The sequence below is a fragment of the Oceanobacillus halophilus genome (assembly GCF_003628505.1).
GTDB lineage: Bacteria > Bacillota > Bacilli > Bacillales > Amphibacillaceae > Oceanobacillus > Oceanobacillus halophilus.
The window spans coordinates 27,311-52,832 of record NZ_RBZP01000024.1; the positions used below are offsets into that span (position 1 = coordinate 27,311).

At 37.2% G+C, this 25,522-nt stretch carries 22 protein-coding genes and 1 riboswitch; of the genes, 8 read left to right on the plus strand and 14 right to left on the minus strand.

The genetic code is table 11. The annotated features are described in order from the left end of the window. The first annotated feature begins 181 nt into the window (after positions 1–181). A complete protein-coding gene (locus D8M06_RS17725) occupies positions 182–370 on the plus strand; it encodes a hypothetical protein (protein WP_121205923.1) in 189 nt (62 codons plus the stop codon). Between the two features lie 353 nt (positions 371–723). On the opposite strand, the gene D8M06_RS20075 is transcribed toward D8M06_RS17725, so the two are convergent. Beyond that, on the minus strand, positions 724–903 hold the full coding sequence (locus D8M06_RS20075) for a type II toxin-antitoxin system Phd/YefM family antitoxin (RefSeq protein ID WP_206613297.1): 180 nt from the start codon (positions 901–903) through the stop codon (positions 724–726). Between the two features lie 200 nt (positions 904–1,103). Continuing rightward, a complete protein-coding gene (locus D8M06_RS17735; RefSeq protein WP_121205924.1) occupies positions 1,104–1,808 on the minus strand; it encodes a CPBP family intramembrane glutamic endopeptidase in 705 nt (234 codons plus the stop codon). 89 nt (positions 1,809–1,897) lie between these two features. Between D8M06_RS17735 and D8M06_RS17740 the strand changes: the two genes are divergently transcribed. The 3 genes from D8M06_RS17740 to D8M06_RS20365 are packed head-to-tail and all read left to right on the plus strand — an operon-like array spanning position 1,898 to position 3,100. Continuing rightward, entirely contained in the window at positions 1,898–2,623 is a 726-nt protein-coding gene (locus tag D8M06_RS17740) for a MerR family transcriptional regulator (protein ID WP_121205925.1), read from the plus strand. A 49-nt stretch (positions 2,624–2,672) separates the two neighbouring features. Then, a complete protein-coding gene (locus D8M06_RS20360; protein WP_338323002.1) occupies positions 2,673–2,840 on the plus strand; it encodes a dihydrofolate reductase family protein in 168 nt (55 codons plus the stop codon). Continuing rightward, positions 2,813–3,100 carry a dihydrofolate reductase family protein gene (locus tag D8M06_RS20365; RefSeq protein WP_338323003.1) on the plus strand — a complete coding sequence of 96 codons (288 nt, stop codon included), beginning with the start codon at positions 2,813–2,815 and terminating at the stop codon, positions 3,098–3,100. The genes D8M06_RS20360 and D8M06_RS20365 overlap by 28 nt, the downstream gene beginning before the upstream one ends. Positions 3,101–3,544: 444 nt before the next feature. Here D8M06_RS20365 and dptH read toward each other — a convergent pair whose 3' ends face one another. Genes dptH through dptF form a run of 3 tightly spaced genes read right to left on the minus strand, consistent with a single transcriptional unit; the run spans position 3,545 to position 11,913 of the window. Then, the gene (dptH, locus tag D8M06_RS17750; protein ID WP_158591822.1) at positions 3,545–8,779 is read right to left on the minus strand and encodes a DNA phosphorothioation-dependent restriction protein DptH; all 5,235 of its coding nucleotides are present in this window, start codon (positions 8,777–8,779) and stop codon (positions 3,545–3,547) included. Continuing rightward, positions 8,760–10,136, minus strand: coding sequence for a DNA phosphorothioation-dependent restriction protein DptG (gene dptG, locus D8M06_RS17755; protein WP_121205927.1), 1,377 nt, complete (start codon positions 10,134–10,136; stop codon positions 8,760–8,762). Before dptG ends, dptH begins: the two co-directional genes overlap by 20 nt. Position 10,137: 1 nt before the next feature. Next, positions 10,138–11,913, minus strand: coding sequence for a DNA phosphorothioation-dependent restriction protein DptF (dptF, locus tag D8M06_RS17760; RefSeq protein WP_121205928.1), 1,776 nt, complete (start codon positions 11,911–11,913; stop codon positions 10,138–10,140). A 357-nt stretch (positions 11,914–12,270) separates the two neighbouring features. On the opposite strand from dptF, the gene D8M06_RS17765 reads away from it, so the two are divergent. After that, positions 12,271–12,786, plus strand: coding sequence for a hypothetical protein (locus tag D8M06_RS17765; protein WP_121205929.1), 516 nt, complete (start codon positions 12,271–12,273; stop codon positions 12,784–12,786). After that, positions 12,787–14,136 (plus strand): hypothetical protein, encoded by a 1,350-nt coding sequence (locus tag D8M06_RS17770; protein WP_121205930.1) that lies wholly within the window; start codon positions 12,787–12,789, stop codon positions 14,134–14,136. It abuts the gene before it with no gap. A 374-nt stretch (positions 14,137–14,510) separates the two neighbouring features. On the opposite strand, the gene D8M06_RS17775 is transcribed toward D8M06_RS17770, so the two are convergent. The 3 genes from D8M06_RS17775 to D8M06_RS17785 are packed head-to-tail and all read right to left on the minus strand — an operon-like array spanning position 14,511 to position 17,143. After that, a complete protein-coding gene (locus tag D8M06_RS17775; RefSeq protein ID WP_121205931.1) occupies positions 14,511–14,984 on the minus strand; it encodes an S-ribosylhomocysteine lyase in 474 nt (157 codons plus the stop codon). A gap of 36 nt (positions 14,985–15,020) precedes the next feature. Continuing rightward, on the minus strand, positions 15,021–16,364 hold the full coding sequence (locus D8M06_RS17780) for a Na+/H+ antiporter NhaC family protein (protein ID WP_277749493.1): 1,344 nt from the start codon (positions 16,362–16,364) through the stop codon (positions 15,021–15,023). A 14-nt stretch (positions 16,365–16,378) separates the two neighbouring features. After that, positions 16,379–17,143 (minus strand): SDR family NAD(P)-dependent oxidoreductase, encoded by a 765-nt coding sequence (locus tag D8M06_RS17785; RefSeq protein ID WP_121205933.1) that lies wholly within the window; start codon positions 17,141–17,143, stop codon positions 16,379–16,381. 98 nt (positions 17,144–17,241) lie between these two features. After that, a riboswitch (SAM riboswitch) is annotated at positions 17,242–17,344 on the minus strand. 225 nt (positions 17,345–17,569) lie between these two features. Between D8M06_RS17785 and D8M06_RS17790 the strand changes: the two genes are divergently transcribed. Both D8M06_RS17790 and D8M06_RS17795 read left to right on the plus strand, forming a co-directional pair. Continuing rightward, positions 17,570–17,959 carry a DUF4181 domain-containing protein gene (locus D8M06_RS17790; RefSeq protein ID WP_121205934.1) on the plus strand — a complete coding sequence of 130 codons (390 nt, stop codon included), beginning with the start codon at positions 17,570–17,572 and terminating at the stop codon, positions 17,957–17,959. Between the two features lie 128 nt (positions 17,960–18,087). Beyond that, positions 18,088–18,396, plus strand: a complete 309-nt coding sequence (locus D8M06_RS17795) for a transposase (RefSeq protein WP_338323004.1) — start codon at positions 18,088–18,090, stop codon at positions 18,394–18,396. Between the two features lie 52 nt (positions 18,397–18,448). Here D8M06_RS17795 and D8M06_RS17800 read toward each other — a convergent pair whose 3' ends face one another. The 6 genes from D8M06_RS17800 to D8M06_RS17830 all read right to left on the minus strand — a co-directional run bounded on the left by D8M06_RS17800 (position 18,449) and on the right by D8M06_RS17830 (position 25,229). Further along, complete coding sequence (locus D8M06_RS17800; protein WP_121205935.1) at positions 18,449–19,636, minus strand: NAD(P)H-dependent oxidoreductase; 1,188 nt, start codon at positions 19,634–19,636, stop codon at positions 18,449–18,451. Between the two features lie 23 nt (positions 19,637–19,659). After that, the gene (locus D8M06_RS17805; protein ID WP_121205936.1) at positions 19,660–20,268 is read right to left on the minus strand and encodes an NADPH-dependent FMN reductase; all 609 of its coding nucleotides are present in this window, start codon (positions 20,266–20,268) and stop codon (positions 19,660–19,662) included. 32 nt (positions 20,269–20,300) lie between these two features. Then, positions 20,301–21,251, minus strand: coding sequence for an FAD:protein FMN transferase (locus tag D8M06_RS17810; protein ID WP_121205937.1), 951 nt, complete (start codon positions 21,249–21,251; stop codon positions 20,301–20,303). Positions 21,252–21,285: 34 nt separating this feature from the next. After that, positions 21,286–22,155, minus strand: a complete 870-nt coding sequence (locus tag D8M06_RS17815; protein ID WP_121205938.1) for a helix-turn-helix domain-containing protein — start codon at positions 22,153–22,155, stop codon at positions 21,286–21,288. Between the two features lie 1,409 nt (positions 22,156–23,564). Continuing rightward, complete coding sequence (locus D8M06_RS17825) at positions 23,565–24,335, minus strand: SDR family NAD(P)-dependent oxidoreductase (protein ID WP_121205940.1); 771 nt, start codon at positions 24,333–24,335, stop codon at positions 23,565–23,567. Between the two features lie 144 nt (positions 24,336–24,479). Beyond that, positions 24,480–25,229 carry an SDR family NAD(P)-dependent oxidoreductase gene (locus D8M06_RS17830; protein WP_121205941.1) on the minus strand — a complete coding sequence of 250 codons (750 nt, stop codon included), beginning with the start codon at positions 25,227–25,229 and terminating at the stop codon, positions 24,480–24,482. Positions 25,230–25,522 lie beyond the last annotated feature (293 nt).

A 25,522-nucleotide genomic window follows, 5' to 3' on the forward strand; every position in this document is an offset into this window, starting at 1 on the left:
GGCTATGGGGACTGACCCCTTTTCTCTGGTTCTTACATTATTTGCTCCCATTATCAATTAAATGGAGAATGGACGGAACAAAAAGTGAACGCCTATGAGAACCAGTTGTTTTCTGCTATACTTAATGTAAAATCTAGACTTTTTTATGACTTTATATACAAGATGATTGGAGGTTTGGAAGATGAGTAATATTAAACAAGTAACTGAACCTGAAATCAAATCAGTTATTCGAATTTCTGAAACACCTAGCTCACATTCAAGTAATGCAAGTGATAAATATTTAAAGAATGTTATTCGCGAAAGCAACTCTTTGCTAAAAAAACTTTCTGCCTTACCGAATATAAATGATTATCGAAAACTAATGAAATAATGTGCCACCTAGACTATAACCTCCTTTTAACCTTGATGTGATATGATGTTGATAATGCACTTGATTCTAAAGTAAGCGCCATAATTCCCCTGTGAACCTTGATTCTTTAATACAGAAATAGATTCATCAAGAGCATTAACTAGGTTCATAGCAGCTTCCGGAGCTTTTAAAACTTCACTAATATAAAATATAATTTGTAATTTCTAGCAAATCTTCTTCGGCAATTGGCAAATAGTGTATTTTATACATTACCCTTCCCTTTATTGGCAATATTATCTCTTAACTTAGAAAATACTTCTTCATGTGACAGCCGTTTTTCAGTTGACTTTGCTTCTAACTCTGCTTCTTTTAATTTAAAGTTTAAAGTAAATTTCACTTTCGAACTGTTTCTGCTCATAGGCTTCCAAACTCATCACTACCATATCACCATAACCATTTTTGGTTAAGAAAACAGGCTCTCTTGTTTCATGTACGGTTCTTGAAATATCTGCAAAGTTATTTCTCAAATCTGAAACTGGTCGATTATGTGGCATTTAATCACCTCTTCACAATGTTATCATTATATTATTATAATTATGATAAGGAATTCAATAACACCAACATAAGAATCTTACTCCACCACAAGACAACCTTATTGACCGATAAATGATGTACGCACCTTAGAATTTCCTTCTCAAAAAAGACATGAAGTACAATCAGTTTATGATAACCTCCCAGGGCGATTTCTTCCCCCTCACCCCAAAGTCACTAACAAAACCATTATCCCATTGGTTATACCGTGAATCAGTACAGATGGCCAGATCGAGTTTGTTCGTTCATATGCTAAAGCAAAAAGAATGGCACTAAAGAAATTCACTGGCATCGCATTATAGGTTGGAATATGAACAATTGTAAAAAGTAACGAGCTAAGTAAAATGGCTCCAATCAGACCAATACGTGTACGTAGCCAGCGATAAATAAATCCTCGGTAAAAAATTTCTTCGTATATGGGTGATATAACTGCTGCAGAGATAAATCCAATGAGAAACGTAAAAAAAGTGACGTTTTGCTGCATTGCCTCTGTTTTGCTATTCTCCCAGGAATTCCCAATATAACTCGTAAGCACGGCAATAATTACGGCACCAACCAGTAAGATAATCGAGTATAAAACAATGATTTTCCAATCCTTCGTAGTAGATGGCTTTATTCCAACTTCACTCCAAGAAAGACTGTTTGGACGAAGAGCAATAACATAGATACCCAGCATTAGAATGATAGCTATCGTTACCCCCATTAATGTTCCAGCGTAGAGCTCATTATCAAGCCAGCGAGAATACATGGGTTGTACAACGAATTTAATACATCCTATGACAACTATAAATTGAAGTAACAGTAACAAAACAAATTCTTTCCAGCCCCAATGATCTCGCACTTTCCAGTTCATTTGATCTCGTTTCAATCCTCATCCCTCTTCCTATATAATGGTATAATTCGACTATACTTGATGACGTTACGTCACCTGCAAGCATTTTTTTAGGAGGGAATGATATGAAAAGATGGACGACTGGAGAAGTAGCCAAGCAGCGAAATATCTCTGTTCGTACCCTGCGTTATTATGATCAAATCCAACTTCTTACACCAAGTTTTAAGGATGATCATGGGAAGCGATTTTATTCGGAGGATGACTTATTCAAGTTAGAAAAAATCATCATTCTAAAATCTCTTTCTCTACCATTGGAAGATATTCGCATGATTTTAGATAAACTAACTTATAAACAAATCCTAACTTCCCACTATAATTACCTACAAGAAGAACTATCAAAACTACAAACAAGTATTTCTCATACCGCTTCGCTAATAAATATGATTGATTTGGAAGAATCCTTATCCTGGGAACGCGTTTCTGAAATGGTTCAGAATTCCCGTAAAAACGCCAAAAAATGGATGGACTATTTTCCGGAAGAGGAAAAAGCAATCTTACAAGAAAGCCTTCCAAACCTCAGCAACAACGATAAGACTATACAAAAATATATTGGCTTATTACGCCGAATGGAATGGTGCATCCAACACAACATCACACCGGAATCAGACGAAGGTGCTCAGATTGCATCTGAATTAATAGAGGTATCAAATGAAAGTTTTCAAGAAGACAACAACCTCATGGAGAAATTCTGGGAGGTTAGAAAACTACCAGCCGAAGAAACAGGTCTATATCCGATTTCAGAAGAGGTACTGGAGTTCGCGGAACGTTGCATTGCTTATGTAACGACATAAGCAATGCAACGTATCTCGAAATTGAATAGTTTGGTTAGATGAGGATATTATGTGGATAAATCGAATGGTATTATTTATTGCTTCGAGTTTAGAAGGATATATTGCTACAAAGGATGAATCTCTGGAGTGGCTCTATCATATCGAAGGGGAAGGTGATAATGTTTTTTCAGAGTTTTATGATACGGTCGAATGGGGAAAAGGACATATGATTGGGTAATGAAGCAAGATCTAAAGGAGTTTCCATATAAAAACAAAGAATGTTATGTGTTTACAAGGTCTCTAACTGAAAATACCGAAGACGTACAATTTGTAAATGGGGATATACCTAACTTTGTAAACAATCTAAAAAGCCAAGACAGGAAAACTATTTGGATTGTCGGCGGAGGAGAATTGTTACGTTCCTTTACTCAGGAAAAGTTAGTGGATGAACTCATTATAACCGTTGCCCCAACTTTACTTGGTAATTCCGCTATTTAGAGAAGGAGATTATCAATGGAATCTTTCATTAAAAAAAATGCGGAACTTTAATCAATTTGTTGAACTACAGTATCAAGTTAAGAAGTAAAGTGATACAAGAACAGAACAATTCTCAGTCCCTTCCTTTTCTATCACTCTAGTAAAGTGGGAGACTGACCCTTTTTTGCAATATACAAAACTTCCCTCTTACGTATGACTATTACTGATCTTATGGATAATCTCAATTATATTTCTCTATGTACTTGATCCATTTTCTCACCTCACAGTATATAATGTATCAAATAAACCGTTGTTTCCAGTACAGCAACAACATAAAAAAGAACGGGAGATCTCCCGTTCTTTCTAGCGCAGTATTTAAAGATAATCGTACCCGCTACCATTGGGGGTGCCCCTTTGTCATAGATACTCAGACACACATCCCATATAAGGTAATCTCTCCACCATTCACCTATTATTCATAGGCGGTACATTCACTATATGATACGAAGGATTTCCCATGGATTGGTCTTCTCTAGCAAACTGACCTAGAACCAGACACTGCCCTTTCCTTAGCATTCTAAGTTCATCTGGAGTTGCATTTCCAATACGGCTGGCTAATACCCGGACTTCACTTTCTGCTGGATTAAAGTACACTTTTGTACCGGCATTATCTAAAATAGAAAGCTCATCCTTGGTAAAATTATTAAAGGATTGTGTGGCAAACCATGCAGACCAACCGAATTTTCTACCTTCTCGTAATATCTTAGCAGCAGGGGATCCATCCGTAAAGTCGAGATTCTGTGCTTCGTCTAAGATAACAGGAATTGGCTTATCTTTGGAACCGTTTTGTGTAAAGTACCACAGATCCCATAAGATAAATTCTGCCATGAGTCGTTTTAATTCATCCTGGTCATATCCAGCAAGTTGGATTACCGTAATATTTCCTCCTGGTGCAAAATATTCTTCCCATTGATTATTAGATTCATAGTCGAATGGATCGATATCAACAAATTGCATGATCCTACTTGTAATCGAACTAATAACAGAGTTCGCAAATCCGTCTAATTCTTCTAGTATCTCTAATAGATGTTCCATTTTCATTTTATCGTCATACATTTCAATTCCCTGCTTAACTGCTTTATATAGCGCACTTTTTTGCTGGGAACCGAACGATCGATAGACAGAGCCAAAGACATCTACTACTCGTCGAGCGACCTCGGTTGGTTTTTCTTTGCTAACAACACCCGCTACCTCTTTTGCACGACGGAGAAACGGGTTCAAAGGAAAGCCTTCATGATAAACAATTCTCTCTCTCAATTTGTCCCCCATTGAATCTAGAAACTCGGAATCTAATTGGGTTCGAGTATAACTACTAGAATAATCCACTACAACAGCAGATTGATTCGTTCGTGAGAGATCTCTTAAAAGGGATTGGATAAAATATGTTTTTCCCTGTCCAGACCTTCCACCGATTAGAAGATGTCGATTAGATAAATGGCTATGGTCGAATTCCCAATAAATGCGTTCGTCCTTTTCATATCCAATTAATGGACGTGTAGGCTTCTCGTCCCTTTTCTCTAACTCGACTGTATCCTCAGAATTTATTATTTCTGTTTCCCTACTTTGTTCGGACTCTTGTTCCTCTTCTTGGTTCCATCCATTATCTGCTTCCGAATCCTCTACCTTCGTAGAATCTTCCTTGGCCCCTCTCCCTTTGCTTTTCAAAGAACCTTTTGCCGGTTCAGCAGCTACTTCTTCATGATGTTCTTCGGTACCAGATGTGGTAACATAAATCCGTTCGGGTTGTTCCTCATAATTGGTTACTAACTCATGCATCGGTTTTGCTAAGGAATCATACCCACTTTGTTCGGGTAATTCTATCACGATGACTCCTTTTCGACGATCTTTCACTTTCAATTGTGCTCCTTTTTTAAAGGAAATCACCAGACCATAACCATGCTCTGCCTTCAAGGAATCCACAATCTCGAATTCGTCATTTAGTAACTGATCAATAACCCGTGGAGAAAGCTGGTAATCTTTTTCTGGCCAAACTTGATTATCCGTCATCTTTGAAGCATTATTAATGAATAATCTAGTAAAGAAATTACGTAGAAAACGAGCATCAAAGGTATTCTCATGTATTAACTGCTCATTTAACCGATTTTTTAATTCTCTTACCTGACTAAGTCCTTTTTCAATTACACCTGAACCGTTTATACCGATTTTTACTTCTACCGGATACATATGAATTTGTAGGCCATTATTCGTTTGTTCTAGGCCCATCATCAATAAATCATCACTTACATTTCCGCGCTTTCCTATCATTTTACCAGAGAAAATACCATCCTTCTTACTTAATCTAACTCCGCCGGCTACTCGTACAATCTCTTCCATCGAAATCGGAACCCATAGTATATCTGGTTGGTCAAAATGAATGAGAGCTTGTTTAATTGCAGAAACAACACTCATTTTTTCTCGCTTATCATGGGAACGAGCTTGAACGGCACGTAACAGCCATTCACCATTGAAGGTATTAAATAAGCGAATAACATCGTTGATATGTTCGTTAGATACGAAGACTTGTTGTGATTGCAAGAAGTCATTAATGACATTGAAATACTGATTGGATTTATCTGTTACAGTAATCGCATCATAGTGATTGGAAGATGAATGTTGGTCACTGTAATGCACAATCACGAGGTTCTCCGATGACTCCTGAAAATATTTTAAATCCACTACCGGATCAATAAAGGTTAACCAATGAGAATGACTATACAACTCAGACAAGTATTCTTCATCTTCCCCACTAATATGCACAGCAAAGGCAACATTTTTTGTATAAGGATTTTGTCCTCTATCGGTCATATTAGCTGCAAGTTCATTCATTTTCACAGCAAATTCACCTAATAAAGAACGCTTCACGTTGCTCTCGCCTACCCCAAATCCTACTCGATAACCACCATTCTCCGTTTTGGATGATGTAACAGTGGTAAACATTCCTTTTAAATTTAAGCTACTTGGGGCGTCCTTAACTAACTGTTTAACTACTTCCTCCTCTGTTTTCATCTTATAGAATGTGATATGACTGTATTGAACAGGTTCGGTAATATGGCGTTTGGAATAGCGTAATACTTGTTGAATGGTACGTAATACATCCTCTGCCAAATAATCATTCATGGCAAAGCTAATTCCTAACTGGTCCTCAATCTCTGTGACATTACTTCCATCGTTCAAGGCATCGAGTGCACTAAAACCATCTATGTCTTGTCTATAGGCTATAACTTCAATTGGCCGTAATCTTGTTAAACTATTATTTTGGTTTATTTGTTTCTTTAACCAGTTAACTATCCCACGTAAGACTTCTCTATCATTTGGAATATTAATCACATTTAATAAAATGGAAGCTTTAGGATCTAAAGCGAACAAGTAATCATAATGATCACTAAATTGGTCTAGTTTTTCCTCCATTACCTGTGCTAAGTAGGTATTGGTTTCTCCTACGGTTACTTCTTCACTTGGCAGAAAGGCATGCCATTCCGGTAGTTGATTGGCAACATCAGTTGTGGGTTTAAACAACTCCCCGGCATCAGTGACAAGGTATGGCAACGTATAAACAGCATTCAGTTTATTAAGGATATTGGAATCTATTTCTTCACCTTGGCTCTCTTCATTAATTTGTAATTGATACGCGACATTTAACGGCGAAAAAGGTGTCATATAAATAACTTTCCCATCTCTTACGCAACCAAGATGAAATAACCCTCTTTCTTCATTCGTCATAATTTGCTGATCACGAATGTTCTCAATCGCCTCAATGTATGCTTCTACATAAGCTGTAGCTTTTTCACGAAGCGCATTCGAATAATAAATTAAGGACGGAATCGTTCCCGTTTGCTCTATTTCTTCTAAAAAGGCTTCATACGCCTCTGCAACTTGTGGTGGTAATGGGATTTCTTCTGGAACCAACTCACGAAGTTTAATGGAAGCCTTTCTTACACGTTGTTTCAGCCATGCAAATTCCATTAAGAGAAATTTCCGTTCCTCTTCATAGGTTACATACGGAAGGTTATCAATTTCGACACGTTTTGCTTCCTGATCAATCAGGAAGGAGCTTTGAATCGCTCGTTTTTTCTCCCATATTTTCATACTGTTTATCGGTATTGTCTTCAAAACCTCATCCGCTACTTCAATCGGTATTTCAAAGGTCGGTCTGATAATCGTGAATCGAATGCTTTTTTCATTTTCATCTAATAGCCCGGGACTAAATTGAATGGTTACTCCCGTATCTGTAACAATCGATTGACCCTGCTCTATTAAGTCAACCTCCTCCGAACCATCTCCTAAAACAAGACTTTGATTCTCCAATGTTAAATGTAAGGACCGTTTCTTTTTAGAGGTTGCCACGACTTTAAAGGATTTTCGGTAAGCTTCAAAAAAGGAGGGTTCCGATGCTATTACCGCAAAATTAAACGAATACTTTCCACTGGTTGTGTTTTCATGATTATAGACAACACGGCCAAAGCTGGATCCCTCGCTATTAAGTTCTAACTCTGCAATGATCGAATATCCACTAGACCTTGCAATTTTTTTACTGGTTGAATTTAAGAACTCTTTCTTGGTATTACGATCGAAGGGAAAGGTGATTTCTAGTTTTTGACCTTCTTGATAATCGGGATAAAAAACAAGAATACTCCAGTTCCGTTGTCCTGCTGCAGTGTTCGATTTCGGTCGGCTCCATAATTCTAACGTCTTTGTTTCCCCATCTATTTCCACTTTCGCTTTTATATTTTCCGACTTAAATTCAATCGCACGCTTTGCTTTAGCAGCTTGCTTCCACTCCTCAATATCGGAGAAATCTACTGTAAACCATTCATCGTTATTCAGTTTTGAACTTCCCTTATCAAAGGTTTCTTCTAACTTCTCTTTCGGATTTCCTAAGGAACGTAGGCGCTCAACTTCCTCAAATTGGTTACTATTTTCAGTCAAACGCTTATCAATTTGATTTTCAATTGTCCTCCAGCGTTTCGAATCCTCTGCTTCTAATTCCTGTTGTTTAACAAGGTCTTCCAGTCCAGAGTCATAAAAATACTGTAAGGATCGATAGTCTTCCTTTTCTAAGTTTCCTTTATTAACCAATGAAAGGACATCTTCAAAATCCAAGAAAGAAGAGTTTTCTAAATGATGACTGGCTTCCATTTCCTTCAAATAATGACTAGCAATCTTTTTTTCAATCGGATTTAGCTTACTATTTTGTAATAGTTCCTCTAAATTCCCTGCTATTTGGCTTACATGTAATGGTAAACCTTCCCCCGTTAAGTCTCGACTACCACCACGAATTGAATCATTTAACGTATTACAAAGTAAAATAAGCGAAGTTTTTTGCCATATTCCTGTTTGTTCACTCATCTCATTTCGTAAGGTTACAAGAAAATCGATATTAGTATCATTATTGGTAGTTGCAATCACATATTTGGTATCTCCGAATTCTAAGGCAATAGTCTCATAGGATTTCAAGCCTTTATCATGTCGATAATTAAATGGTACACTATTCGCTTGCTTTTCTAATGCTTCGAATAAATTGGAAATAATTGATTCTGTTGGTAAGTATAAAAAGTACCGATCGGTTTTGTTCCTAGATGCTTCTTTTTGGAAAAAGGAAATCATCTGGTCACTAACATATTCATAAAACGTTTTTAACATATTGAGCATCCCCACTATCACTTTTCTTTTCCATATAATTTAATTTATCTAAAACCTTGACGACCTCTTCCTTCGAATGATGATCCAACCAAACTCCACGCCTTTCTAGTTCTTTCCACAATTGTTTCAATTCTATTCTATCCTCTGTAATGGAAACAGCTACTAACATTAATAGTTGTTCCTGTGATAAGGAAAGAATGGTACCGAGTGGTCCACCATGTTTTCGGAAGAACTTCGATATAATAGCTTCGAAGGCTTTGGGGTAACGAGAGTTTACTTCGTTGGATATGCCTTTTTTTATGGCTTCAATAAAATCGCTGAATGCCATCTCCAATGTTTTATCCACTTTATATGCTTCTACAACGATATTGGTTTTTACGTGGTATACTTCAGAAAGCCATGCATATATGGATTTAATGAATTGTCTTTCGGCTTCAGGTCCTGCTTCTGATAGTTTTTCTTTCAAGTCATGATAAAATTGATTGCGATCCGTCGAAAAGGTATTCATACCTAAAATGTTTAACGCATGTTCATGAGCAAAGAATCCTTCCATTTCACCTAATAACATTTTATTTCCATACCGATAACTATCACGCCATTTGGCTGCCTTCTCCCATTCCAAAAGATAATAGACAGGCTGAAGCTCTTCTCGATTAAATCCTGTTAGTTTATTCGTCTGTAAAATCAGTTGGGACATGGCTACAAACGTATAATGAACCATTAGCAAGGATAGATGCCCGGCAAGAAAACTAGGGTTTTTGGCTAAATTCTCTAAATCTCGCATGAATTGTTCCCTAAGTTGTGGAAAGAGACAGCGATAATAAGTCATACTGTTCTTCTGATTGGCAGTATCGCTTGTAGATAAATCAAGGATTTCTGTAATCAAATCCGAATCATCATGGTTCTGTAAAATTGTCTGTAAGCGATCGATATTGTCACGGATAAACGTATCAAAGAAGAAACGAATTAAATCAATTTCCCCTTTTCGTTCATTCACATTATCCGTTAATGGAATACGCCCCAACTGTGTTAACGTGGTCACTTTTCCTTCTGTTAACTCCTTCACTTGGTCTTTTAGGAAATGAGTGAAAAGTGTTTTACTTTCATCATCCTGAAATTTCCCATCTGCAATAATATCATCGATGATGTCGTCACTCGTTGATACATGGACATCTTTTTCATTTACTTTACGGATCACTCCACCAGTAATCGCCGAAAAGCCTCTCTCAAATTTCGCCCGTTCTGGTTCCCTTGTTGGCAATGGAAGAACATACGTGATGGAACGTCTTTTAAACGTATATTTTCCATTTTTATTTATAAACTTATCAATCTTCTCTCTATCTAATAGATATTCCATGTTACTTCACCTTTCCAACTTCATACTTCGATTTAGAAAAACGAGGCTTCTTCACTTCTAACATCGTCCCATCTTGGCGATGAACGAGAAGTACGTTTGTTTTCTTGTCAGCAGATTTGACGATTCGATCATGAAACTCCGAAAACTGGAGTGCATCTTGAATGTCTTGCCGGTTTGGTCTGTACCCTTCACTAATCTGCTTCAATAGAGCATATAATTTGTAATCCAACTCAAATAAAAAGGTTTGACCCTTTTGACTAAATCCCATTCTTAGAGATGGTGTAAATTGTTCCACTTCCTCTTTTCCTTCGGCCGAACCAAAAACCAGCTCGTCTATCTGTGGTTCCATATTGATTTCCACCGCTAATCGGAAGGTCTTATTAGGAGAATCCACAAATACATACCTATCTTTTGGAGACCCTTTCCAAGCATAGACTGCCGTTTCAATCAACTCAAATAGTCTACCAATCTCATCCTCATCTCCATGATAAAAGGAGTACAGGAACTGAACAAACTCACGATAGGGCTTATCATAATCTTTTCGAAATAACAAAGCATGCTGACGAACTAGTAACCTGGAATACTCCATTTGTCGATTCTGCTTGTGCATGACATTCACTTGATTCCAAGCACCAATAGACACGCGCTCACCAAGTTCCTCGATGACATAATTAAGTGGTTCTGTTTTTAAGAGAAAATTCCCCACCAATTGATCTGTCGATTCTAATCGACGTTTCAATGGATCAATCTCATTTAGTGCAGCAAGTAATGGCGAACGATCCGGATATCCATACATTAGATTTGGTAACATGTCATTAACTTTTATAGAAGAATCATCTTTCACTAATGGATTTTGAACTGGAACAATAATTTCGTACAAAAAATTGTAAAATGTACGGGTAGAAATAAATACTTTCTTCTTAATCATGACCTCAATGAGTGATTGTACAATGGATTCCTTTACTTCTTTTTGCTGTAATAAAAAATAATTATAATGAGCAGTAGTCTTTATCCCGTTCTCATCATCTTTTAACCAACTACGATAAAAAGGGTTATTCGTATCCTGAATCGTAACCTTATCCATTAATTTTAAGAAAAAGGGCGATTTCGGGCCTTCCTCTGTTAAGACATATGGTTGAGAATCGGCAAAATTAAGCATGTAAAAAGCTTGATCCTGTTTAGTTCCCTGTTGTCCTTTTTTAAACACTCCAGATTGATCGATAAAATCACATAAAGCTTGAAATTTCCCTGCCTTTCGTTGAGAACTATAAAAATTATGTAAGACTCCTAGATTGATAGCAATCACCACATGCTGTTCAGGATGATTCCCATCATCAAATGGATCTAATACTTTCTCCAGTGTATCTAATGAGTTTTTATCTGGATCATAGGATTCCGTCGAGTCATTATGGACAAAAACATTCTGCATGAGATCTGCATGATTGTCTTTCATATAGGCAAGTAAATGACTTTTCCCATCACCGACACTCCCACATAAAAGAATCAGACTAGGATTTCCACTACCTTTTAGTTGGGTTAAAATTTTTCCCAATTCTTTTTGGATGTCTCTTTCAACATGCATGTATCTACGAAGTTCTCCAAATGACCGTGCATTTACAACTGATTCCTTTGAAGACGATTGCAATACTTGTAAAGTAGTTTCAAACTTACTTTCTTTCTCCGTTATACGATTATCGGAATGATTTAAATTTTCACTTGTAACTATTGTTGATGGTCCCTTAACATTTAAGCCTTCCCAAGCTGTGTCTTTCTTCATGGTTCCATTCTCCTTTTTTACGTCCTATCTATATCCTTATTATATAGTTTATTAGTTTTATTCACAAAGGACCTGACTAATTTTTAGTAATTTAAGGTCAGGTCATATAATGATTTATAAATATTTACACAGTCAGTCCGCAGAAAATGAATAAAAAAACAGGATCAGCCCCCGCTTCTCTATTACTCTTGAAAAGTGACGGACTAATCCTTCTTCCCCAATTTAATTTATTGGCACACCTCAGTATTCTTCACATATAAAATTCAAAATTCAGTAAGATTAACGAACCACTCTGCTATAATAAAATTACGCAATTAATCTTTTAACTTTTTAATCCATAAAAAGGAGAACCAACCTATGAATTTTAAATCAATGGATTCGCTTCAACCAATTGTTAATGTAGTAAACGAGGCAGGGGTAGCTTTACATGATAAAACAAGAACAAGTATAAATAGTCCTTTAGGGGACGTCATATCCGGAGCATTAGGCGCTGGTTTAGGTGGTGCTGGTTCTTTTGCCGCTCTTTATGGGTTGGGAACTGCTGGACTTAGTGCAGTCGGAATTACTTCAGGATTAGCCACAGCTGGTGGTATCGTTGGCGGCGGAATGGCAGCGGGAGTATTTGTACTTGCAGCTCCGGTAGCGATTCTTGCAGGTGGTGGCGTAGCATGGAACGCGAAACGAAGAAAGAAAAAACTGAAACAAGAAAAAGAACGGCTATATCAGGAAGCGCTAAGAAAGCATGATGCGATTATTAAAGCATTAAAGGAAGAAGTAAATACAACGAAAGAAAGAGCGGACCATCTGAATGGGTTAAATATCTTATTACAGCAAGCGATTAGGGAATTAAAAGCAGATTTAGGAGTAGAGTAGATGGGGAAATTTAAATACTCAGAGCCTGAAAAAGAAATAAACAAGGTCTTAAAACATCATGATGATCTTCTAAAAAGCATCCCTTCACTTGATGCAGATCATACAACAATGAATGAAAGCATTGCTTCAAGTGAAGCACTTCTAAAGGGTCTAGGACTGGGTCATAAGATCGGACATGATAAAAGCATCCAAAAACAAAAGAAAACGATACAAATCCCATCATGGGAAGATGTACGTAAAGATGCCAGTATATCTCAAGAAGATGTAGATTTACGATCACTGTTTACAGAAGAAGAGTTAGTATCCAATGAACGATACTTAAAACACTTAAGAGATGACTTTAATCATATTCACCGATTAGATGCAGTCGATTACTCCATCTGTGTTGCTGCAGGGATTTTAGCTGCAGCTGTAGATATTTTTTTAGTTGGATTTCCTGAAAAAACCAAAAATGGCATAAGTGCAGGTCCACTTTCGAATTACATGAGGGAAAAATTCGATGAGGCAATTCCTGCAGATAAAATAAAGCAATTGGAAAGGCAGTTTAAAGTCCCCTATGATGCTTCCACCAACTATCACTTAAATGAATATGTGGATGGTTTAAGCAGTTGGTTTCATCGCTATCATTCATTGGGCCATGACCCAATACTTGGGTTTATTTTTGGAGTCTTCGATATTCTGAACGGAAGATTTACTGCAATAGACAAGAATGGAAAAATCATTTCTCAACTAGTTGGAGATGCACCTGAAGGCATGACCATATTCCAGGCAATTGGCCAAGTCTTTGGACATATGAAGTCTGATGTGAACACCTCCATGGGCCTACCTGCACCCATGATGACGTTATTTAATATGCTACAATTCGGATCCATTGGTGAAGAAAAACTATCTATCGCAGAAGTGGCAAGGGGAATGTATGCAGAAGGATATGATTTTAAACATTTCTGTTCCATGTCTATTCCTACGATGCTAATCGAGGTTATTGTTAGGGTGTCGTATTGTATAAAGAGATTAAAAGAAGGACATCGTCTAAAAGAATCGATTCCGATTAATGGGATTCGTAGGAAAAAACCGAAACTCCAAACCATGCTGTTTATTTCTCATACGATAAGTTCAGCCGTAAACGGTGGAAAAGTTTACTTCACACAAAATCCTTTAGCAATCAATTATAAGGAATGGCTGGCTTTTGCCAAATATTCTATTTCCCAAATGAAATGGTCTCTCTATGAAAAACCTAACCTAAGAAATGCTTATGTAGATGGAAAACTAAAGGAAGAATGGGAAAGTCTTCACTTGATGATAAATGACACATGGGCTTCCATGGAGAGGGATTATATAGTTATTAAATAAGTGGTTGATATATGTCAGTCCCCTACTTCTCTATCCCTTTAGTAAAGTGAGGACTGACCTTTTCTCCTGCTTCTTAACCAACTCTTTTATTTAATTCTCTCGCTACCCGTTTTCCATCTACAAATACCTCTATAATCGCAAGTAATAATTTAATAGTTTTTTTCATGCCATACCTCTTCCTAATCTAGATATTTATTATTATTATTATTTATCTACAAAAGAAAGAAGTTTTAAACTACCAAATTGATTTTCATAGACTAATTCCTCATACTGACTTCTATTAATGGACCAGAAAAATAGCCCCCACCATGCTAAAATCACAACAAAATCAGGGTCTAAATCTATTCAACGTATCTCTGAAAGTTTGAAACCCATTATGCCTCTACTACAAAAACATCTTTCCATTCATCACGTTTGGCAAGCATTTCTCTTGTAAGCTCTTTGGCACCTTCTAAACTATGACTAGCTGCCCAACCACACTGAACTTCATTACATGCTGGGACCTCTTTCGCTTCTAGTACATCTTTTAATGTCGCCTCAATGGCATCGAATACAGCATGGTCATCCTCTTCATTAAGAACCGTTACATAGTATCCAGTTTGACAACCCATTGGACTTAAATCCACTACACTACTATGGTGATTACGAATTAATTCAGCCATCAAATGCTCTAAAGAATGCAGGGCAGGCATTTCCATATGCGCCTGATTCGGTTGTTTAAAACGGAGGTCATATTTGTTAATGACGTCTCCTTTTTCTCCTTTTGTTACACCAGCTAAGCGGACATAAGGTGCACTCACTTTTGTGTGATCCAAATTAAAGCTTTCTACATTCATTTTTTTCGTCATAATTATCCACTCCTGTGTCATTTTTTATAATAATGATTAAGCTATCTTTTCTTTTGATTGTTTGTCATTCGTATCTTTAAATCGTGGGAATCCAGCTAATATGGCAATCGTGCCACAGATCCCAAGTGCAATCGGGTAAAAGGAATACGGCAGAATACTGATTGGCGAAATAGCTGCTAATCCCGATACTACTAGCATCTGTCCGCCATAAGGGACAAGCCCTTGGAAACACCCTGCAAAGATATCGAGAATACTTGCTGATTTTCTTGGATCAATATTGTATTCATCGGCAATATTTTTCGCTAATGGTCCGGTTGCCACAATGGATATCGTATTATTTGCCGTAGCAATATCGGTTGCACTGACTAAGCCTGCAATTCCAAATTCGGCACCTTTTTTGGTTTTAATCCTACTCGTAACAAAGTTTAGCAACCACTGAATCCCACCATTATGTTGGATGATTCCAATCATCCCACCAATTAAGAGGGCGACAACTGCTAAATCTTCCATATTGATGATGCCTTGTGAAACAGCCTGGATAAATCCAGATAAAGTGTAGGACCCATCGACTAAACCAATAATACCAGCAAAAATGGTTCCTCCAAGAAGGACAATCATTACATTGACCCCAGCTATTGCTGCGATTAAAACAGCGATATAAGGAATTACTTTGATGATATCATAGGAAAAATCGCCAAGTGTATCTACCTTCGTTCCACTCGTAATAACCCATAGAAGGATCGCAGTAACAATTGCACCAGGTAGGACGATGAGAAAGTTGGTTTTAAATTTATCACTCATTTTTGTCCCTTGGGTGCGAACGGCTGAAATCGTTGTATCTGAAATGACAGAAAGGTTATCACCAAACATCGCTCCACCAATGACAGTTCCCATTGCTAAAGCCATCGGAATGCCAGTTTGTTCCGCAATACCGATTCCGATTGGTGCAAGTGCCGCAACCGTCCCCATCGACGTACCCATCGATACGGAAATGAAGCAACCAACAATAAATAATCCTACCATTAATAGATTACTTGGAATGAACGATAATCCCAAATTCACGGTTGCATCCACGGCACCCATGCCTCTTGCAGTTTCAGCAAATGCTCCTGCTAGAATAAAAATCACCACGAGTAACATGATGTTCGGATGGCCAGCACCTTTGGCAAAAGTCTCGACTTTGTTTGTTAACTTTTCCTTTCTGTTCATGGCGAGTGCGATTGCAGAGGCGATAATAATCGCTACGTTTAATGGCATATTGGAGAAATCTCCGGTAATAATTCCTGTTCCAACAAATAGTAAAACAAAAACAATTAGTGGAAATAGTGCTATCAAGTTTCCTTTTTGTTCATTCATACGAACTTCTTCCCTTCGAAAAATAATTAATCCATGTATTAGTTCATTGTCATCCCGCCAGTTACATTGATTCCTTGACCTGTCATGTAATCCGAGTAGGTTGAAGCCAAGAAGATAACAACATGGGCGATATCTTGTGGCACGGCTGTTCTACCCAATGGAATTTGATGATTATCCTCCTGCCTAATGTCTTCCGCTTCAAGCCCGCGTAATCTTCCGCCAATTTCCCTTTCCGTATGTTTCATCGTCGTTTCTACGATTCCAGGGCAAACGGCATTGACATTGATCTGATCCTTTGCTAATTCGATGGCTGCCACTTTTGTCATCCCTAAAACAGCGTGTTTGGAAGCCACATAACTTCCCATTAGGCGATAGCCATTTTTCCCGGCTTGAGAAGCTAGATTAATAATCTTGCCACCTTCTCCTTGGGCTTGTAATACTTTCGCAACTGCTTGTGTACACAGGTAAACGCCTTTAGCATTGACGTCCATTGTCTTATCCCAATCCGCTTCCTTTATATCAACAAAATAATCCATGGTTGAGATACCTGCATTATTGACGAGAATATCAACCCTGCCAAAATGATTGACGGTCCTTTCTACCATGGCCTCAACCTGTTCCGAGTTAGAAACATCCGCTTGTACATATAGCATGTTTTCTGTTGATTCTTCCGTTACCGGAGCCATATCCACGACAGTAACCTGTGCCCCGCAATCCAGTAATGCATCGACAATAGCTTTCCCAATGCCGTTCGCTCCACCTGTTACAATCGCAGCCTTTCCCCTAAGATCCATAGCATACATCGAAGTCTTCCTTTCTCCTCTAGTTGTTCGTTTATTTAACCAACAAAATAACCTCTTCTTTAAGTAAGAAGAGGTTTAGAAACAAAGTTCAAATACTCTTCTTATCTTTAAGCATGACGCTTCTGGAATTGGCACATTACTTTTAAAAAAGCTGTTGCCGAGGCTTCGTAGGGCCAGTCCCTCCACCTCTCTGGATAAGAATAATAATCATATGTAATTGGTTGGATTAATTTTACATTAGAAACAATAAATAATCAACATTTTTTTCAAAATTCATTATTAATAGGTTAATTAAATATTACTAAAATAATCTGCTAGCGTTGTTTAATGACTCTTTTACATTGATTAAGCTCTAATTTAATGGTTGCTAATTTAGCCTATTATTTATACGATGAGATTTACACAAGCTATTAAGGTCGAATTGGAGTGGTAATTATTCTTATATCCTATTTCTTTGGATTTTCAATTGTCATCCTTGGTTTTATCGGAATATTATGGTTCGTTACGTTTATCATGAATAAATTATTAGGTGTAAACGTTCAAAAAATAGCAGAAACACCAGGCAAAAAAGCTGATCTTTGGGGACAAAGGTTTTTCATGGTACTCTTTCTATGTTCACTTCCATTTTTTGAACTATCCAGATTGAAATGGTATCTGATTATCTTTTCATCCCTACTTCTTGGATTCCAATCCTTTTTGGAGTGGAAGTACATGAAAGACCCAAAGCAATATATCACTACACTTGTATTTTGGGGTGTACTTTTAATTATTTTATTTAATTTTGATAGACTCAAAGATTACTTCTTTACGTTTTGAGGGAATAAGGGGGCAGTTCCTTGCGCGTTCACTTTAGTGAAGTGGAGGACTGCCTCTTTATTTTTATATTTCAATCTATCTTCGTTTATTTCTCTATCAATCGGACTAGAATAGTATAGAGGTGAAGTATGATAAAGATTCTATTAATCATAAGCAGTCTTGTTCTCCCACTATTGATGGTCGCTTTCCAGCGCAAATGGCGAATAATTCACTTGTTTTTTACACTACTTGCTTTGGTATCGACACTCATTTTCGGAAACATTGCAGCGTTAGAAATCTATGAAATCATTAGAAATAAGACGGTTTTCATGACCACTATTCATGGTCTATTCTTAAATCCTCTCTTCTTAGCAACTGGGTCTTACTTAGGAATCTATTTGATATATGTATTACTACTTAATGTGTGGCTGAATAGGATGGAATTCGGTAAGAAGTAGACATAAAAAAGACAGGCGAATAGTAATTATATCGTCTGTCTTCTTAAGTAAGCTATGCTTTTGCGGATGCGCCAGAACCGGCATCTACACCATGGTCTTGTTGAGATGCACCAGAACCAGCATCGATTTCGCCTTCTAACCTGAGCCCTGTTTGTTGCAAGTACCAATCAACGATAGGCTTGAAGTCGAGAATGTATTCATTAATGCCTTTGTAGTTACCTTCGTCGTCGTGCATTGCTTGATAGTTGTGAACGACAAATTTATCTGGTCCGTGTGTAGGTACGTGTACACGAACGACATCTTGACGACCAGAGCGAAGTTGCTGGATTACCCATTCAACGCTGGTAAGCGAACGTTCAGGGTGACATAAGGCAAGTGGATTTCCAACTTGTCCTGGTACGCGATCAGCCAACATATCTTCAGCTTCTTTCGTGTAGTTGTAATATAAGAATTGATTGTTGTCATCAGCATAAGTCAGTTCCATTGGCATAGATGCTAAGAATGTGTTAATTTGATCGACGGTAAGGATCCCTCGGTTAAGTTTGACATAAGTATCTCCTTCCACTGCATTTACTTTAGCCGCAGCTTGTTCAACCCAGTCCTCAGCAGCCATATCAACACATTCAATAGTTGTTTCAATCGTATCCGTAACATACAAATCTTCTTTTGGTAACGGTTCTTCTTTACGCGCTTCCAAACGATTAACTAAACGAACGAAGTCCACAAATTTCTCAAGAACCCCTTGTAAGAATTTCACTGTATTAGTATCTGTTAATTGGTCGTTTTCATCAAATTTCTCTTTTACTTTACCTAATAAGAACTCATTACCTGGCATGACAATTGCATTAACGCCAGGAGCATCTAAGATTTGGCGCAAATGAAGTTGTGCTCGTGATGAACCTTGATCGTAATAAGAGGCGCCAACAATCATGACAGGCTTATTCTCTAAAGGATGTATTTTAAAAGATAGCCATTCTAGAACACTTTTCAATCCCGCTGAGATTGTATGATTGTGTTCAGGTGTTGCGATAATAACCCCATCAGCAGCTAATATCTTTTGATTGAGTTGTTGAATAGGTGCAGTATTTGTTTGATCATCACTTTGATTAAACATCGGGATATCTTTAATTTCTACAACATCTAACTCAAATAAATCTTGATACTGGGTTTTAATAAATTGAAGTAGTTTACGATTATATGATAATTCGGCATTTGAACCGACGATTCCAACAAATTTCATCTGTATCCGCTCCTATTCTGTAATTATAAATTGTCCCAAGAGAAGTTTTCAGCAGCCTTTTTATTGCTGCCATGGGCATGAACTAATTGAGTGACAAGGTCCACAAATATAACGAAATCAGCAAACAACCCTTCTAACTTTTCGATTTGCTCCGGATCTACTAATTGGTTATCTTCGTTAAAAGCTTGTAAGGAATGAGCTAAAAGAAACTCAGAGCTTGGCATGATACGTGCTTTAAGTTCTGGCGCATCAAGAATTTGACGCAAATGTGCTTGAGCACGTGAAGATCCTAATGTTCCATAAGAAGCACCTGTAATCATCACGGGTTTATCAACGAACGGATAAATGCCATAAGATAACCAATTAAGAGCATTCATTAATGATGCAGGTACGGCGTGATCGTATTCTGGAGTGCTTATGATAACTCCATCAGCTTGTTCGATTTTTTCTGCCATCTCTTTTACATCGGTGGGAACAGAACTATCTTCAGGTTTATTAAAAACTGGTAAACTCTTAATTTCCATTAATTCAATGGTTGCGTGTTCTCTAAAGTGAGATTGTATAAACTGCAGTAATTGTCGATTAGTCGAGTGATCTGAATTTGTTCCAACTAAACCAATAAAATGTTTCATTTCTTATGTCTCCTTTGTATGTATGATAAGTGTTATGAGATCGACCGATTTAAAGGTACGATACGGTCTCTTAGTCCTTCTGAAATATGCACCTGTTGATCTTTTGTGATTATAATGGATTCAATATTTGTTAAGTTATTCACAAAAGATAATGCATCTTTGGACGTCAAACCAAATAGGCGGGTCGTCCATATTTCCCCTTCAAGGGATGTTTTTGAAATAATCGTAAGACTGACGATATCTGTTTCGACTGGATAGCCTGTTTTTGGATCGAAAATATGATGATAGGTCTTATCACTCTGTTTAAGTTGTCGTTCATAAATACCTGAAGTAACAACTGATTGATTAAAGGTATCGACCGCCAGTACATAGTGTCCCCTTGGTTTAATAGGATCTTGGATACCAATACGGTAATAACCAGATGAGCGATTAGCTGACGGCCCATATGACAAGAAGTTCCCTCCAAGGTTAATATATGCTGTTTTTACCGCATGATTTCTACAGGTTGATATGATTCGATCAGCGATATACCCTTTTGCTAATGCACCTAAATCAATCTCCATCCCCTTTTTAGGAAGAAATACACTTTGATCTGAGGTGCACAGTTCTATTAGATGTGGTTGAGTTAACTTTAATGTTTCAGTGATGACTTTATCTGACGGCTTTTTAGCATCATCAAAACCAATATGCCACGCTTTGATTAGTGGTCCTAAGGCGATATTTAAATAACTTGGATGTTCTAAACTGTGTGCTTTACCTATGGCTATCAGCTCGTAAAGTGCATCATCAACAGGAACAGGTGCCACCCCCGCTTGATGGTGTATAGCCATTAATTCTGATTGTGGGTCATTAGCATTAAAGCGTTTTTCATAGATAGCTAAATCGTTAGTTAATTGTTCGATTAGGCTCGTACTACTTTTACTATCAACCATTAAATCAATGATTGTCCCCATCATGTGTAACTTTGTTTCTTTTCTATCCATAAAAATCTTCCTAACTACGGTAAAATATTAGCTGTTAGCTATTATTTTCTAATACAGAGGCTTCAAGATCTCGTAATTCAGCTAATGCGATATCATTACGATTGACTTTTGAATAAGCACGCGCATCATAGATAAGTTCTAGAATTATATCTGTTGGTTTATTATTAACAATTGCATTTTTCGCCAGTTGGATTGCTGCGCGAGCAAGGTAATATGTCACGTGATTATCTGAACAAATTGTTACAGCATAATGTAATAACGCATCGCTAATCTCCAGCTCTTCCATCTTTGCATAAAATACCCCACACTGAAACACAATGTTAAGCACACGCCATGTATCCTCCATATTTTTGGCTGGATAATTATAAATTTTCTCAAGAATTCTGTTGAAATAAAATTCAGCTTTTTCTAAATCACCTTCACGAGAGTAGACCATGCCTATGCCTGTGTATGCGAGCAATCTAAAAATCAAGGCATCCATCGTTTCTTCTTCAAGCAATACTCGATCAAATGTGAAGAGGATGTCCATAATAGGTTGTTGTTGAAAAATCATAATAAATCCATTTAAGTAGTGGTAACGTAAAACGAGTTGAGTATCCTCAATTTGTGAAATATCAATACTGTCTATTAAGCTATTAGCTTTTTCATATTTACTTGTAATAAGAAAAAATTCAGCCTTATTCATTTTTTCAACTATTTCCGAGTATTTCACGCCAACTTTTGGAAAGAGTTCACTTAATGGTAAATTAATCCGATTACATAATTTGATTAATATCTTTAAATTGGGTACTTGACCATTATTTTCAAACCGACTAAGTGTAGCTTGCGTGCAAATACCCTCTGCAAGTTCGTTTTGAGAAAGCCCTTGTGCTTTGCGTGCGTCAATAAAACGCTGAATATTCATGCATTTCCCTCCTCACGTGAGTCTTAAAAAAGATTTAAAATAGGGAGGCTTTATCATTTGTGTTTTCATTCACAATGTTGCAATGGTTAAATCATACCCCTAGATAAAAAATGAGTCAATGAATTATATAAAAAAATATATAAAAAGAACGCTTAAATGTGAACTTTTTGAATAATTGATGATTATATCAAGTGATAAAAGAAGAAGTACCTAAGGTAATAACGGGTTCTACTAGGAGAGAAAACAATAAATAACACATTAAATAGGAGTACAAATTGCATAGCGTTTCGTACTCCTGTTTTTATTGTTATGACGGTGTTTATACTTTATTAATACCTTGATTAACATTAATGGGAAGGCATTCTGGGTTTTTATGTTAAAAATATATAGAGAGAAACAGAACGAGCTTGTTCAACTTACGGCAGTAGAGTTTAATAAAGGAAATTCAAATTAGTTAAGCTACAACTCATGGGGATATCCTTTTGAATTTTGCTGTTCAATTCCCCGGCTGCAGCCGCTAATTTTTTAGGAAACCACTGAAATTGAATTTATTAATATGTTCAACATAATTGAAAGAGTTGACTAAACTGTTTCTGTTCTTCATGGGGGGCGTTTTGTATAATAAATATCCCTTTGATGAGGTCTGGAATAATGTATAAACAAGGTGAGATTGTTTTAATAAATGATTTTATGTAAAACAGGCTGGGACATAACTAAAGTGTTTAATTCAGAAAACGAACAATGTGCTACATAGCGGAGGAAATATACGTAGACTCCTTGAAAAAAGAAAACCACTTTTTTCTGCGTGCGATGTAACCCTGCCGAAGTGTTCCTTGTCCTGCGGGAAGTAGATCATCGGTGAGACTGCGTAGTGAGGGAACTACTTGAATACCCCCCCCTTGTCCCTTGCGCCGAGAAAGCCCGCTTCGAAGCATTACTGGAAGACGCAGGCGCACACGCTTTTCAGCACGAAGGAGGCTCACCAGCTCCCCTAAGGTGCGCGAAGTATATTTCCGGAGCGGTATTTATGCACCCACCACCAATCAATCATGTTCGGGTTTTCCTTTGAGAAAATACTTTTGTCCCAGCCTCTTTTTAATCCTTCAGGTTTGTGAAAGTTCTCACTTCAACTATTGGGGGCTTACCCTCAAGAAGGATTAAGCCCTTTATTTATTGAACTTAAGGGCAGTTTTCTTGAATAAGAATATATATCGAATGAGCATGAATAACTTCTTTTGTTAGTTGGAAAAATAAAGAAGAGGTAGTTAAAGGTGAGAATTTATCTATTTTTATTAGTTGGTTTGGTTTCTGTGGTTGAATCTTTGCCAGAATAACACTATTGCTAAAGAATATACACTTTCTGCAGATTGTAAAGGACCAAGCTGTATAACTCTTGGTCCACTTCACTCTTACATAAATTTACTTAAATCTGGATAACCACTTACAGCCCAAGCACCGTCCACAATTAGACTTGCACCGTTTACATAGGATGCATCATCACTTACCAAGAATAGTGCCGGTCCTGCCATTTCATCTGGATCTCCAGCGCGATTCATTGGAATACGTTCCATATATGCATCATTTATTGCTTCCACATTTGTTAAATCACTTGTTAGTGGGGTTGAAACCAATCCGGGTAGAATAGCATTTACTCGGATATTATGTTGTGCTAGTTCTAGTGCTGCATTCTTTGTTAACATTTCAACTCCAGCTTTTGCAGATGAATATGCAGCACCATAGAACATTGGTACATGAGCATTTAAGGAAGCTACATTAACAATTGCTCCCCCACCATGTTCCTTCATATATTTAGCCTCATGTTTAACGGATAAAAAGACACCTTTTAAGCATAAATCTACAGTAAAATTCCAGTCTTCTTCACTTTGATCGACAATGGAACCAGCTTTAGAAGCACCTGCTACGTTGAATGCGTAATCAAGTCCACCAAAAGTTTCAACCGTTTTTTTCACTAATGCTTCAATATCGGCTTCTTTTGTTACGTTAGTCACACAGCCAATTAAATTACCTTTATTGGTTTCTTCTAGCTCTTTTAGTTTTTCTTCATTTAAGTCAGCAACAGCTACTTTTACATCTGCTTTTAATAATCGTTGAACCATTGCTAAACCAATTCCTGAAGCTCCACCGGTTACAATTGCAACTTTACCAGATAAATTTGCCATGTTAATTCCTCCCAGAAATTAATTACTTGATGTTTTCACGATAATTTTAGCTTGCTTTTTCCTTTGGACTACTAGGAACCTCGATTCACTCTTATTAATAGGCCTATCAAAAGAGCAGAATCATCCCCATTCTTTCTAAAAATTTTATAAAGATAACCCACCATCTATAACTAACTCTGTACCTGTTACCATTTTCGCCTCATCAGATGCTAAGTATAAAGCACCATAAGCTAAATCTTTTGGTTCCATTAAGCTTCCTAGTGGCACGGTATCTCCGTATTTCTTCATTAACGCAGGGTCGTCCATAATAGCTTGTACCATCGGAGTTTTCGTTGTACCTGGAATTAGTGTATTTACACGAATTCGGTCCGGTGCTAATATTCCTGCAAAGGTATAGGACATGGTTTTAACTGCCCCTTTTGAACTCGCATATCCTGGATAATCAGAAGGCATTACGGTACTATTGGAAGATACATTTACAATGCTTCCGCCTCCATTTTCTTTCATATGAGTAACGGCACTTTTCACCATATAGAACGTTCCATAAGCATTTACTTTATAAATTTTGTCAAATTCATCCGAATTATATTGATCAGCTGGATCACTTGAACCAGCATAACCCGCATTATTAATTAAAATATCCAATTTACCGAAAGCTTCCACAGCAGCATCGGTTATTTTCTTGCTGTCTTCTTCGTTTGAAATATTTCCAACAACATATTCTGCAACACCATTGTTTGCTTCAATTTCTGCCTTAACTTGTTTAACCCCTTCTTCTCTTAAGTCAGCTAATATTACTTTTGCGTCTTCCTCCGCGAATAATTTAGCTGTCTCAGCTCCTATTCCTGATCCTCCACCTGTTACAATCGCTACTTTACCTGATAGTCTTCCCATGTAGTATTCTCCCTCTTTGTTATAATTTCAGTTACAAAAATATTTAATTACAACTAAATGGTAACGCTTTCTATAATAGATTGTCAATTAATTAGACTTAATAGATTTACTTGTTTGAAAAATGTCTTTTAATATAATGTCTTTTAGTATTACATTACCTTTTTTCTTATAACACAGGGACAGAGGGACAGGTTAAGGCCACTGAAAAAGTCCCTCAGAACAGCCAACAAAAATGATTTGTTAGCTGTTCTGTTTTATAATCAAAGTAATAATGATGAAAGTAGTGGGTGATT